At 33.9% G+C, this 12,657-nt stretch carries 14 protein-coding genes; 6 read left to right on the forward strand and 8 right to left on the reverse strand.

The features are described from left to right. Window positions 1–61 precede the first annotated feature (61 nt). Window positions 62–556, reverse strand: coding sequence for a hypothetical protein (locus EG358_RS18590; protein WP_076560154.1), 495 nt, complete (start codon window positions 554–556; stop codon window positions 62–64). Between the two features lie 316 nt (window positions 557–872). On the opposite strand from EG358_RS18590, the gene EG358_RS18595 reads away from it, so the two are divergent. The 5 genes from EG358_RS18595 to pyk are packed head-to-tail and all read left to right on the forward strand — an operon-like array spanning window position 873 to window position 5,052. After that, entirely contained in the window at window positions 873–1,112 is a 240-nt protein-coding gene (locus EG358_RS18595; protein ID WP_002976354.1) for an acyl carrier protein, read from the forward strand. A 31-nt stretch (window positions 1,113–1,143) separates the two neighbouring features. Beyond that, complete coding sequence (fabF, locus tag EG358_RS18600; RefSeq protein ID WP_076560156.1) at window positions 1,144–2,388, forward strand: beta-ketoacyl-ACP synthase II; 1,245 nt, start codon at window positions 1,144–1,146, stop codon at window positions 2,386–2,388. A 10-nt stretch (window positions 2,389–2,398) separates the two neighbouring features. After that, the gene (gene rnc, locus EG358_RS18605) at window positions 2,399–3,163 is read left to right on the forward strand and encodes a ribonuclease III (protein WP_076560158.1); all 765 of its coding nucleotides are present in this window, start codon (window positions 2,399–2,401) and stop codon (window positions 3,161–3,163) included. Further along, window positions 3,141–3,614, forward strand: a complete 474-nt coding sequence (locus EG358_RS18610; RefSeq protein WP_076560160.1) for an IPExxxVDY family protein — start codon at window positions 3,141–3,143, stop codon at window positions 3,612–3,614. Before rnc ends, EG358_RS18610 begins: the two co-directional genes overlap by 23 nt. Further along, window positions 3,607–5,052, forward strand: a complete 1,446-nt coding sequence (pyk, locus tag EG358_RS18615; RefSeq protein WP_076560162.1) for a pyruvate kinase — start codon at window positions 3,607–3,609, stop codon at window positions 5,050–5,052. The genes EG358_RS18610 and pyk overlap by 8 nt, the downstream gene beginning before the upstream one ends. A 118-nt stretch (window positions 5,053–5,170) precedes the next feature. On the opposite strand, the gene EG358_RS18620 is transcribed toward pyk, so the two are convergent. Genes EG358_RS18620 through EG358_RS18635 form a run of 4 tightly spaced genes read right to left on the reverse strand, consistent with a single transcriptional unit; the run spans window position 5,171 to window position 8,328 of the window. Further along, window positions 5,171–5,680: a hypothetical protein gene (locus EG358_RS18620; RefSeq protein WP_076560164.1), complete on the reverse strand. Its 510-nt coding sequence runs from the start codon at window positions 5,678–5,680 to the stop codon at window positions 5,171–5,173. Window positions 5,681–5,706: 26 nt separating this feature from the next. Continuing rightward, window positions 5,707–6,213, reverse strand: coding sequence for a hypothetical protein (locus EG358_RS18625; RefSeq protein WP_123890156.1), 507 nt, complete (start codon window positions 6,211–6,213; stop codon window positions 5,707–5,709). Next, window positions 6,213–6,704 (reverse strand): hypothetical protein, encoded by a 492-nt coding sequence (locus tag EG358_RS18630; protein ID WP_076560168.1) that lies wholly within the window; start codon window positions 6,702–6,704, stop codon window positions 6,213–6,215. The genes EG358_RS18625 and EG358_RS18630 overlap by 1 nt, the downstream gene beginning before the upstream one ends. 22 nt (window positions 6,705–6,726) lie before the next feature. After that, window positions 6,727–8,328 (reverse strand): hypothetical protein, encoded by a 1,602-nt coding sequence (locus EG358_RS18635; protein WP_123890159.1) that lies wholly within the window; start codon window positions 8,326–8,328, stop codon window positions 6,727–6,729. A gap of 407 nt (window positions 8,329–8,735) precedes the next feature. Between EG358_RS18635 and EG358_RS18640 the strand changes: the two genes are divergently transcribed. Further along, window positions 8,736–9,119 (forward strand): HU family DNA-binding protein, encoded by a 384-nt coding sequence (locus EG358_RS18640; RefSeq protein WP_076560172.1) that lies wholly within the window; start codon window positions 8,736–8,738, stop codon window positions 9,117–9,119. Window positions 9,120–9,180: 61 nt separating this feature from the next. On the opposite strand, the gene EG358_RS18645 is transcribed toward EG358_RS18640, so the two are convergent. From EG358_RS18645 to EG358_RS18655, 3 genes are all read right to left on the reverse strand, one after another. After that, window positions 9,181–10,473: an aldehyde dehydrogenase family protein gene (locus tag EG358_RS18645; protein ID WP_076560175.1), complete on the reverse strand. Its 1,293-nt coding sequence runs from the start codon at window positions 10,471–10,473 to the stop codon at window positions 9,181–9,183. A 133-nt stretch (window positions 10,474–10,606) separates the two neighbouring features. Next, window positions 10,607–11,521, reverse strand: a complete 915-nt coding sequence (gene hutG / locus EG358_RS18650) for a formimidoylglutamase (protein WP_076560177.1) — start codon at window positions 11,519–11,521, stop codon at window positions 10,607–10,609. A 9-nt stretch (window positions 11,522–11,530) separates the two neighbouring features. Further along, complete coding sequence (locus EG358_RS18655) at window positions 11,531–12,637, reverse strand: DUF695 domain-containing protein (RefSeq protein ID WP_076560179.1); 1,107 nt, start codon at window positions 12,635–12,637, stop codon at window positions 11,531–11,533. Window positions 12,638–12,657: the final 20 nt, after the last annotated feature.

The raw sequence follows: 12,657 nt of genomic DNA on the forward strand, positions 1-12,657 counted from the left end.
CAAAAAAACAGGAACCTTAAAAAGTTCCTGTTTTTTTGTTATATATTTCAAAAATTCAAATCTAAATCTTTAATCCAATCTTTTTCAAGGCTGTTGTTGAAAGAAATACAGTATCAAAAGCCAGAAGAGATTCTATAGTAACGTAATGTTGAAATTTACCTTCAACCTTATTGAAAGACAATTCAATAGCATTATTATAAGCAGCCACGATTCTAACAACTGAAAAACCATTGTACGCAACCTTAAAATCATCAAATAGACATTTACTCTCTGCTTTATTATAATATTTATATTCGTCAAGCATCGAAGGAGAACCATTCTCATCCAATATCTTATTGTGAGAAAGAGATTTCCAATCAGAATAATTTTTAGGCTCCTTCAAAACAGTACCAAACTGATCTGTTGGCACAAACATTTCCAAGGACAGAGGCATTTTCAGAAATTTAGCATAATTATTCATCACCTTAAGGGTATGAAGATCTGCATATCCTTCATGCGAATAGTATTCTATTACAAAATCTGTCATCGGAAGCAGCATATGAGAAGCAATTGGCATTGATATTTATTTTAAAACGCAAATATAAAATATAGAACAAATGCTTTCGAATAAGAAAGCTATTTTAAAATCAATCAAAATAACAATAATTTATTTACAAGTAAATCACCTATAATATAGCGTTACTACAAGCGAGATCAGAGATAATTTTAAAACTCTGCAAAAACATAAAAACTATAAAACCCTGATTACGAAAAGACTACCAAAAAATGCAATAAATAATCATTACTCCACCGACAAAAAAGGTTAAAAAAATGTTTTATCGTAAAGAATTTTATATATTTGCACCATCTAACAATAAAAAAAATAATTTACTATGTCAGACATTGCATCAAGAGTAAAAGCTATCATCGCTGATAAGCTTGACGTTGAAGAAACAGAAGTAACTCCTGAGGCTAGCTTCACAAATGATTTAGGAGCAGACTCACTAGATACAGTTGAGTTAATCATGGAATTTGAAAAAGAATTTAACATTCAAATCCCTGATGACCAAGCTGAAAAAATTACTACTGTAGGGCACGCTATCGCTTATATAGAAGAAGTAGTAAATAAATAATATTCTTCAACAAAGGAAATTTACAAAGTTTATGGAATTAAAAAGAGTAGTTGTAACTGGTTTTGGCGCAATAACACCCGTCGGTAATAATGCGAATGAATACTGGGAAAGTCTTTTAAAAGGCGAGAGCGGTGCCGCTCCGATTACTCTTTTTGATGCCACAAACTTTAAGACGAAGTTCGCTTGCGAGGTGAAAAACTTCAATCCATTAGACCATTTCGATAAGAAAGAAGCTAAAAAAATGGATAGAAACACCCAGCTTGGGATGGTTGCTGCAAGAGAAGCAGTGAGCCATTCAAGAATCATGGAAGACAATGTTGATAAAAACAGAGTCGGAGTGATCTGGGGATCAGGAATTGGTGGTTTAGAAACTTTCGAAACCGAAGTTTTGGGTTGGGCAAATACAGACATTCCAAGATTTAACCCTTTCTTTATTCCTAAAATGATTGCGGACATTACCCCGGGACATATTTCTATTGAATATGGTTTCCACGGTCCCAATTATACTACAGTTTCTGCTTGTGCATCATCAGCAAACGCATTAATTGATTCTAAAATGCTTATTCAGCTTGGCAAAGCAGACGTTATCGTTTGTGGAGGATCTGAAGCTGCCGTTACGGCAAGTGGCGTTGGAGGATTTAATGCAATGATGGCACTTTCTACAAGAAATGATGATCCCACAACAGCTTCAAGACCTTTTGATAAAGACCGAGACGGTTTTGTTTTAGGCGAAGGTGCGGGTACTATTATTCTTGAAGAATACGAACACGCTGTGAAGCGTGGTGCAACAATCTATGCAGAATTATTGGGTGGCGGTATGAGTGCAGATGCACATCACATGACGGCGCCTCATCCTGAAGGTTTAGGAGCTTATTTAGTAATGAAAAATTGTCTTGAAGATGCAGGTTTAACTGCTGATGAAGTAGATCACATCAATATGCATGGTACATCTACTCCATTAGGGGATATTGCAGAATCTAGCGCAATTTCAAGATTATTGGGTGAGCATGCTTACGACATTCAGATTAATTCTACAAAATCAATGACGGGTCACCTACTGGGTGCAGCCGGAGTTATTGAAGCAATTGCTGCTTTAGGAACTATTATTCATGGTATTGTTCCTCCTACAATCAACCATTTTACTGATGATGAGAACATCGACAGCAGATTAAATTTCACATTTAATAACGCTGTAAAAAAAGATGTAAAAGTTGCCATGAGTAATACTTTTGGATTTGGTGGGCACAATGCTTGCGTTCTTTTTAAGAAAATCTAATTATTACTGAATGGAGTTACAGAAATACTTTTCTAAATTCCTTATCAAAAAAAGAAAAAGACAACTTACGGAAAGAGACTATTTCCTGAGCACAGAACTAAATAAAATTTTAGGGATTGAGGTTCAAAATGTCAGCTTTTACCGTGAAGCTTTTTCAATTAAAACATCTTCTAAAAATCAGGAAAGCAACTATGAAAGGCTTGAGTTTTTAGGAGATTCTGTTTTGGGTACAATTGTTTCGTGCCATCTGTTTCAAACTTATCCTAAAGCAAATGAAGGATATATGACACAGATGAAATCTAAAATTGTAAATAGGAAGAATCTTAATAAATTAGGAGAAGATTTAAAGCTTACCGATCTTTTACAAAAAAATAATCATGCTGTCGCTTTAGGAGAAAACATTTCAGGAAATCTCTTTGAAGCGTTAATTGGTGCTGTTTATTTGGACTTCCAATACGAAATTTGCAAAAAAATCGTTTTGGATAGACTTCTTACGCCAACAGAAATCAATAAGCTTGAGAATAAAATTGTAAGCTACAAAGGTCTTTTGCTGGAATGGAGCCAGAAAAAGAAACTGAATATAAAGTACGAAACCTGTGAAGAAATTCAGGTAAACAAATCAGTCGTCTTCCGATGTCATGTATGGCTGGGAAGCGAAAAAATTTCGAATGCCGCAGAAACTTCAAAGAAAAAAGCAGAAGAAAAAGCTGCACAAAGAGCATTTTATATTTTAAATAAAAAAGAAAATATACTTGGAAATCCAAAAACTTTATGATCTTGATGATATAGAATTTGAAGATATTGCCATAGCCTTGGTAAGATTAGTCAAACATATACCAGATCATGAGTTTTTTTTTAAGATCAATCAATACAACGATCTAAAATTTTCGCGAATAAATGATCTTGTTTATCATGGGACTCATTATGACTTTTATTTTCCACGGTTTGAAGGCTATCATAAGTACACCAAGACCTGCTTTACATTTATCTCTAACCGATCTTCAGAAAGTAGTCAAAAAAAACTACAAACTGAACTCTTCGCAGAAGAAGAAAACATTAAATTTTTATTAAATAATCATCCAGATGTAGAATATATTCTGCACAGTTCGGAACAGTTTCCTGATTTTTCCGTAATTTTGCTGGCTGAAAATCTTGCGTTTCCGATTCAAGATTACAATTTGAGTTCTGAAGAAGAACTCTATCAAATAATACAGTATTATGAATAAGTATTTAAAGAAGACAAAAATTATTGCAACACTAGGACCTGCTTCCTCTTCAAAGGAAGTAATGTTGGGATTGATGAGAGCGGGTGTTGACGTTTTTAGAATTAACTTTTCTCACGCCGACTACGATTTAGTTCGTTCCAATATAGAAATTATTAGAGATCTTAATAAAGAATACGGTTATTCCGTAAGTATTTTAGGAGATTTACAAGGTCCAAAATTAAGAGTGGGCGTTGTAAAAGAAGGTTCTTACCTTAATCCGGGAGACATTCTTACGTTTACAAACGAAAAAATTGAAGGAGATTCTACTAAAGTTTATATGACTTATCAGCAGTTTCCCCAGGATGTAAATGTGGGTGAAAGAATCCTTATTGATGACGGAAAACTACTTTTGGAGGTTATTGAAACCAACAAAATAGATACCGTAAAAGCAAAAACAATTCAAGGTGGACCTTTGAGTTCTAAAAAAGGAGTAAACCTTCCCAATACCAACGTTTCTCTTCCAGCTTTGACGGAAAAAGATATTCAGGATGCCAATTTCATGTTGGATATGGAGGTTGACTGGATCGCTTTATCATTTGTTCGTCACGCACAGGATATTATTGATTTGAAGGAATTAATAAAAAAACATCCAAACGGAAAATTCAAAACGCCGATCATTGCTAAAATTGAAAAACCGGAAGGTGTAAAAAATATCGATCAGATTCTATTGGAATGTGACGGTTTGATGGTTGCACGTGGAGATCTAGGCGTAGAAGTTCCTATGGAAGAAGTTCCTGCGATTCAGAAAAATCTGGTTGAAAGAGCAAGATTCTACTCAAAACCTGTAATTATCGCAACTCAGATGATGGAAACGATGATAAACAGTTTAACACCTACAAGAGCTGAAGTAAATGACGTTGCCAACTCTGTACTAGACGGAGCTGATGCGGTAATGCTTTCAGGTGAAACTTCTGTTGGTAGATATCCTGTACAAGTAGTTGAAAACATGGCGAAAATTGTGAAGAATATTGAAATGACAAGTTTCTATCAGAACAAAAACGAGCCTATGGAAAAAGATTATAACTGTATTGACGAACGTTTCATTACAAACAGAGTTTGTCTTGCAGCAGTAAGAATTGCAAAAAGTACCAATGTTGCTGCAATTGTAACGCTTACAAGTTCTGGTTATACAGCATTCCAGTTATCGGCACACAGACCAAACTCTCACATCATTGTTTACAGTGGAAACAAGAGAGTCATTACAATGCTTAATTTACTTTGGGGAGTTCGTGCATATTATTATGATATGAACAAACCTACGGATGAAACCATCATTCAGGTAAATATGTTGACGCACAATCACGGTTATATTGAAACCGGAGATTTTGTAATCAACATCAACGCAACGCCGTCTTACGAAGGTGGCAAAACAAATACATTGAGATTAACAACAATTTAATTATTGTTTTTAATATAAATTAAAACCTCCCGAAAAATTTCGGGAGGTTTTAATTTTTGTCTTTTACATTTCTTCTGAAAGATTATTTACGGCAATTGTAAAATTATTAGTCTTCTAATTATCTTTTTTTAATAAAAATACTAATCTCGAATTGTTGTTTTACGGGAATACGATACAATCTTGCAGATGACCAATTATCAAATTCTTTAGACTTGAAAATATCTTCTATTTGTTTTTTAGTATTTTCATCAGAATATTTTAGAAGTTTTACCATTTCCAAGTTGTTATCCTTACCAATTGTGATTCTAATAAGATTTTCCCCTTCTTTACTCTCTGTAGAAATTTTAAATTTTTCAAATATTAATTTTCTAAATAATGTAATTCCTCCTTTGAACTGTGCCCTATCCTCTGACTCAAAACATATCCATCCTCCATTTTTTTCTCTATCTATTTTTTCCTGCGTTTTCTGTAAAGAAAGTTTCACACTATCTATTTTTATAGAATCTTCTTTAGAAACTATAAATTTTACATTTTCCAATGTAGAAAGATAATGTACAAGTGTTTTTTTCCTAGCATTACAATTACTTAATAAGCAAAGTACTACAATAAATAGAAATAGTTTTTTCATTTCAAGTTAGTTATTAGAAGCAGTCATTACTTATTTGTAACAAAAATACTTATCTCAAATTGCTCTTTTACTGGAATACCATAAATTTTAGCAGATTTCCAAGTATTAAGTTCTTTTAATCTAAAAACATCTTCAATAGCTTTTCTTGTATTCTCATCAGTGTATTTTAATATTTCTATGTTGTCAATAGTGTTATTAGTTCCGACTGTTATTCTTATACGGTTTTCTCCCTCTAAAGCATCTTTAGGTAGTTTAAAATTATTAAATAAAATAATTCTAAAATTATAGACGCCCTTAGGAAATTGGGCATGCAAATACATATTGCTACTGTCATCTATACAAATTACATTTTTTAATTTAAGACATTCTTCTGCTTGTCTATTACCTGCATCATTATAAGCATCAATTTTTGCAGAATCAGCTTTATTTGCCGGAAAAATTTTTATATTTTCAAGTGTAGAAAGATAGTGCTTCTTTACACTACAATTCATGAAACAGAACAACACAATAAAAATTAGAAACGTATTTTTCATCACTTAGGATTTATACTTTTATCTGTTAATCCTCTTACATACCAAAATTCAATTTTCTTAACCTTTAAATCTTTATAGAAGTTTTCGGATGAAGTATTCCAAAACCAATAATGTTGATTGATAATTGCTTGAGCCTGTTTGAAATTAAAGCGATCTTGAAAGGTTATTGTAATATAAGGTTGAGCGTAATTGTATTTTCGAATTTCTGTTCTAATCTCTGCGTCACCTACAAACATTAATTTTAAAAAATTATTATCAAAAGGACCAGGATCATATGCTTTTATAGTTATATTATTTTGTGCCAAATCCTGAAGAAACACAGAAAGAGACTGATTATAATAAAGAGTTTTATTTGGAATAATATTATCTAATTTATTTACAGTTTGATTGTAGAAATTTGGATAATCTGTTATATTTATAGGGTTCCCTATTTGGGATTTAAATAAAGAAAATATGGTAATTATTAATATAGTTAAAATTTTGGTTTTCATAATAATATTATTTATTTAAATATTAAGGACAAGGTTGTGCTTTATAGCCAGTAATTTTCTTTCCTCCTGAAGCAGTAATAGTATGTTCAAAAGATACAGAATGTAAAGATTTTAAATTGCCATTAGAATCCGATTTAGCCAAACTGATACCTATATCATATTTTTCTAAAATGTAAGTAAAGGCAGATTCTAATCCATCATCTTGGCGATTTCCAGAATAATCATTGAGGCGCCCAGTCATATAATTTTCATATATATTTAGAAAGTCTTTTCCCACCAACGATGAATCATTAAATATTCTTCCACCGTCAGTTGTATTAGCTTCAAAAGGATAAGTAGTTAAAAAAGCTTCTACTTTTGCCCTATCATTGATAACAAAAGCATATTTAGTACCATTATTTGCAAAAACTAATCCTGCCTGAAAAGTTGGATGGTTTTTGGCATCTTTTAAATCTTGATAAAAGTCTTTAGCGGATGGTGGAGCTGCTCCATGATCCGGATGAGTATGTGCACTAGCAATATAATCTCCTACTGAAGGAATCGTTATACTTACACTTCCAGGGTTACTAGGATCATTATTTGTATAAGGATCTTGCGCTATTGTAGTAGTTCCAGTATTAATAATTGCCATTCCGTATTCTGTGAAGCTATTAGCAGCATGATTTTCCAAAGATTGTACTTCTGTTGAAATACTTTGTTCTTTCAAAAGATTATCAGTGGCAGTAACTGAAGCTTTTGTTTTTTTGCAAGGATCTACAGTGTTGGGATGCGGCAACAAAATATCTGTGGGTATACCAGTACAGGTTCCGTTTCCTGTGTTATTAATAGGATCTACGGGTTCGGTTGCCACACCATTTCCGTTACAGGGTTCGGTTGGAGTGTTCCCCGCTGGATTGCCAGAATCTACTCCACCGCCGTTATTATTTCCCGTGTGGCCTCCTCCTGTATTTCCATCTCCGTCATTTACGTCTGTGCATACCCATAGATATACAGTGATAAGCTGAGATTTTACATCAGCATTACAGTTTGTCTCCCCATGATAATGCACATTTTCACTACAAATGGTATAAGCCTTCTCTTCTATATATCCACAATCCTGGCTTTTACCCATGATGTCGCTAAATGTTCCGTTTCCTAAATCAGTAACTAAAGATTTGCCTTTTGTATCTACATCACCACCATTGAGTATAATCTGTTTTTCCTGCTGCGAAAGCAAGTAGGAGATAAGCAACGCTTTGTAGCCTCCGTTGGGAAGAGGGCTCAGTACAAGGTTTTCTATGGGAGCATTAGCAGGAGCATTTTCCCTAGTAATATGAAAAGTGTAAGTATGATAATCAGATCCGTTTTCGATATAGGCTACATCATCGGTATCGATAGAGACCCCGTTTCCGTAATCGATCACTCTACCGTTTACATTAATTTTAGAAAGAACCTTAAAATTAGCCTCAGCCTTACCCAGTTCAGTAACGAGTTTTTCTTTGTGCTTACTTTCACTTAAAGAAATCCTTTTTGAGGTAAGCTGAAAAGCGGAGCTATTATTAAAAGTTTCCTGTTCGGGAAGATGGTCTGTTCTACAGGAGTAGATAATGAATGAGACTGTGATTATCAGGCACAGCCTGAGCAATAGATTTTTTTCATATTGATTGTGTTTTAGCGTGTTAAATATATACTTTTTTCTTAACTCTACAAATATGTGACAAATATTACGAAAAAAAAACATGAAAGATTACGGTTTACCCTATTGTTTTTAAAGAAGAATTGCTAAAAATGTGTAGTGGAAATCTCCCTTTACAATAAGTTCAGTTGAAACGATGCAGATACGCAAATAAAAATTGAGACGTCTTAGTTGAAAATATTAGACGTCTAACTTCATCAAATGAGACGTCTTATTATTTAAAGTTAGACGTCTTATTTTTCAGAGTCTTTATTTTCATCTGTAGATGTTTATCTACAGGCGTTATTTCGTTTGTTTTTTTAATGTACATTAGTATTACAAATGAGCAAATGTTTAACACTAAAAAATGAAAAAAAATGCCTATTACATTCAACGTTATTCAAAAAAGAAATCCCCAAGATCCTGATGCGCCACAGAAATTTTACGCCGATATTGTAGGCAACGGAGAGACCACTCTTGCAGATCTCGCCAAATATGCTTCTACAGTTTCCACCGTATCGAAAGCTGATATTCTTGCTGTATTAGAAAGTACATTTTCTAAAATTGCCGATGATGTAGCAGACGGGAAAATTGTTTATGTAGGAGAATATTTTACCTTACAGGCAGGCGGTTCCAGTGAAGGAAGAGATACTGCAGCAGAAGTAAATTCTTCTAGCATAGAAAGTGTGAGAACAATATTCCGTCCGGGAAAGATGATTAAAGATGCACTGAAACTCTCTACATTTCAGAAGAAAGGATAAACCAAAAACCTCCCGAAAATTTTCGGGAGGTTTTTTTTATAATTATTGAGAAAATTTAAAACTATTTCCCCAATATTGTTTTCGCTGTCACAAACTCTTTTAAAGCCAACAAAGAAAGCTCGGTTCCATATCCTGAAGATTTGGTTCCGCCAAAAGGAAAACGTGGGTCAGAACTTGTCATTCTGTTGATATTTACTGTTCCCGATTCTAAACCATCAATAAAAAATTGCTGACGTTCTTCATTTTTCGTCCATACCGAATTGGATAACCCAAACGGAATATTATTGGCAATTTCTAATGCCTCTTCATCATTATGAGCAATCAGCACCATGCCCAATGGACCGAATAATTCTTCCTGTAAAATAGGATTTCCTTCTTCCACTCTGATCAATCCCGGAATAAATTCATTTTCAGAAATCCTTTCAAGAGGAATAATAGCTTCAGCACCGTGATCTAATGCTTTCTGATATTGTTTTTCAAGATCATCTGCCAGATCAGGTCTTGCCATACCGCCCAATTTTGTTTCTTTCAATATCGGATCTGCAGGAACATATTTTTTATATTCTTCAATGAATTTTGGAAGAAAATCAAACTCTACTTCTCTTTGGATAATAAATCTTTTTGCTGCAACACAGGTTTGTCCGCAATTTTGTAATCGTGCCAAAGCTCCTACTTTAGCTGCTTCATCCAAATCAGCATCATCCAAAACGATAAAAGCATCACTTCCACCTAATTCAAGCAGAGATTTTTTGATATTTTTTCCCGCGGTTGCAGCGACTTCAGCACCGGCTTTTTCGCTTCCTGTAAGACTTACCCCTTTAATAGTTTTATATTCTAAAATTTCTTTCACGTCACCATGACCCACTTCAAGATTCTGGAAAACTCCTTCAGGAAAACCGGCTTCAACAAAAACTTTTTCTATCGCATTTCCGCTTCCGAAACAGATGGATGCGTGTTTTAAAACCACTGTATTTCCAGCTAAAATTGCGGGTGTTGCAAATCTTAAAACCTGCCAAAAAGGGAAATTCCAAGGCATCACTCCCAAGATTACTCCTTTCGGAACATAATGAATTTCTGAAATTTCATATTCAGATTCTATTTTTTCAGGTCTTAAAATATTTTGAGCATCCGCATAATAATTCATCATTAACGCACATTTCTCAACCTCCGAAATAGCTTGTGAAATGGGTTTATTCATTTCATTGGTAATCAATTCACCAAAGACTTCTGATTTATTCTTAAAAATTTCGGCAGCTTTTGCAATAAGTTTTTGCTTTTCTTCAAACGGAACTTTTTTCCATTCCTGAAAAGCCTCGTCAGCTTTTAACAGCTTGTTTTCTATTAAATTTTCCATGTTACATTTCCATTTTTAAAGATTCAGAATCTTGAATCTTCTGCTTTTGGATAAAGCATTTTTAAGGCAACAAATAGTGTTCCTTATACCCTATTTAATTAATGATAAATTCTATGAAGTGTATTCACTAATGCTAAATCATAAACCATTCGTTCGCCAGACTTGCAGCCAATCTTGCGGTATGATCCTGAATATCAAAACTGGGGTTAACTTCTGCAATATCTAAAGCAATTAGTTTTTCATTTTTAAGAATATGTCTGTACAAATGCATGAATGCTGAATCTGCAAAAATCCCGTTGTAAGCCGAAGCAGAAACACCCGGCGCAATGGCCGCATTAAAGACATCCATACAAATCGTTACATAAAGAAAGTCGACCGACTCTGCCAATTCATTGACTCTTTCATATATTGACGGAAGGTTTTCGAAAAACAATTCATCCGCCAAGATATATTTCATCCCAAATTGGTGTGCGGTATCAAAAAGTTTTAGCGTATTCGAATTTCTCTGGATTCCTATATGTAAAGAATTGATCTCGCCTTCCTGAGCAATTTGCCAAAAACCTGTTCCCGAGCTTCCTCCTATCCCATCTTCAGGCTGTCTGTTATCAAAATGAGCATCAAAATTGATAATCCCAATTTTCTGTTCCTGAAAGGCAGTTCTCACACCGCGATAATGGCCAAATGTGACTTCATGGCCTCCACCAAGAACCAACGATTTACCTCCTTTTAGCAAAACTTTAGAAACATTTTTCGCCAGTTCATTCCGTGCATTTTCCAGATTTCCGTCTTCACAGGTAATATTTCCAAAATCAAGAAGTGAAAAATCCGGACGAATCACCGGAAAATTGCTCATATTTTTTCTGATCACATCCGGAGCATCTTTTGCACCTTGTCTTCCTTTATTTCTGCGAACACCTTCATCAACGGCAAATCCGTGTAAAACGAAATCATTAGTTGAAATAGTATCGTAATTATTCTCTTCTTTTACTCTCTGAAATATTCTGTGATGAAGCAGTTCTTCACCGTCTAATCTTCCTTGCCAAATCATGATTTTAATTTAATTTTGATTTACATTATAGCGTTCAAAACTCTGCCAATATTTGTCTTTATAAATTTCGAGTGTCATTTTATATTCAGGATAATTCTCCATTGCTTTTTTCAAAACTTTTGAAGGTTTTCTGAAATCTTTGCTTGCAAAATAACTCTCTTTCAAATTGTCTGCATTTTCTCTTCCTATGTATAGATGACCGTCTTCGATCTTCAATTCTTCGATAATCTTTTCCTCTATATCGCTTAGCTTTTCGTAATCTTTCTTTTCCGGAAGTCTGTTATTATTGGCTCCGTCATACTGAACTTTCAAAATAGAAATCCACGGATATGAAGCTTTAGAATCATAGTTTAACAAAGACGTATTGATTGTCGCAATAAGAGGTAAACCGTTTTTTAAAGTGGCTTCAAAAACAGAAAACCGATCTTCTTCATCAAAGTTTTTCACATTTTTATATTTCTCTGTAAACTCTCTTTCTCGCCAAGACAAAAAGTCTTTCAGTTTCGTAACCGGTACCAATTCTTTTTGAGCATCACTCTTATCAATTACATTAAAGGTATCAATTTGAGTGGCAAAATTCAGCTCACCTAAAAAATTATCCAGAAAAACGCAGACTCCTGTCACAACGGAATCTTTGTTTTCATCAATTGTATTTTCGTAGACAAAAGTGATGTCTATTTCGTCTGGGTAACCTTCGATTTCATTTTCGTAGAAGAAAATATTTTCACTTGAAAATTTCTTCCCGTCCATTTCAATTCCGCTTGTAAGATTCATTTCAGGTTTCAGTGCAGTAAATTTCCAATGGTTAAGTAATGGAGCTGCCGCAATAATCTCTTCAGCAAAAACTATATTTTTAATATCACCTTCTACCGTAATAATTAGTTCCGCGATAGCATCATCGCTCATTCCTGCAAGGAAATAATATCCGCTATTAATCTCCTTAAGCTTTGGTGCTATAACATCAAAAAAATTGGCTTCGATATTATTCTGGCTTTTTATAATCTGAAAAAATTCTTTCTCTTTAGTTATAAACCAATCCCAAAAATCTTTATACGTCATGATTTCGGATTCTTCCTTCTCTTCATTTTTACCGAAAATTTTATTTAAAATTCCCATATTTTGTTTTGCTTTTATTT

It is taken from the genome of Chryseobacterium indoltheticum, from assembly GCF_003815915.1.
Classification (GTDB): domain Bacteria; phylum Bacteroidota; class Bacteroidia; order Flavobacteriales; family Weeksellaceae; genus Chryseobacterium; species Chryseobacterium indoltheticum.

Excerpts from the sequence above, each read along its gene's own strand:
- EG358_RS18590 (WP_076560154.1), bottom strand. The coding sequence starts at position 556 with ATGCCAATTGCTTCTCATATGCTGCTTCCGATGACAGATTTTGTAATA.
- EG358_RS18595 (WP_002976354.1), top strand. The coding sequence starts at position 873 with ATGTCAGACATTGCATCAAGAGTAAAAGCTATCATCGCTGATAAGCTT.
- EG358_RS18645 (WP_076560175.1), bottom strand. The coding sequence starts at position 10,473 with ATGGAAAATTTAATAGAAAACAAGCTGTTAAAAGCTGACGAGGCTTTT.
- hutG (WP_076560177.1), bottom strand. The coding sequence starts at position 11,521 with ATGATTTGGCAAGGAAGATTAGACGGTGAAGAACTGCTTCATCACAGA.
- EG358_RS18625 (WP_123890156.1), bottom strand. The coding sequence starts at position 6,213 with ATGAAAAATACGTTTCTAATTTTTATTGTGTTGTTCTGTTTCATGAAT.
- EG358_RS18640 (WP_076560172.1), top strand. The coding sequence starts at position 8,736 with ATGCCTATTACATTCAACGTTATTCAAAAAAGAAATCCCCAAGATCCT.
- pyk (WP_076560162.1), top strand. The coding sequence starts at position 3,607 with ATGAATAAGTATTTAAAGAAGACAAAAATTATTGCAACACTAGGACCT.
- fabF (WP_076560156.1), top strand. The coding sequence starts at position 1,144 with ATGGAATTAAAAAGAGTAGTTGTAACTGGTTTTGGCGCAATAACACCC.
- EG358_RS18630 (WP_076560168.1), bottom strand. The coding sequence starts at position 6,704 with ATGAAAACCAAAATTTTAACTATATTAATAATTACCATATTTTCTTTA.
- EG358_RS18620 (WP_076560164.1), bottom strand. The coding sequence starts at position 5,680 with ATGAAAAAACTATTTCTATTTATTGTAGTACTTTGCTTATTAAGTAAT.
- EG358_RS18655 (WP_076560179.1), bottom strand. The coding sequence starts at position 12,637 with ATGGGAATTTTAAATAAAATTTTCGGTAAAAATGAAGAGAAGGAAGAA.
- rnc (WP_076560158.1), top strand. The coding sequence starts at position 2,399 with ATGGAGTTACAGAAATACTTTTCTAAATTCCTTATCAAAAAAAGAAAA.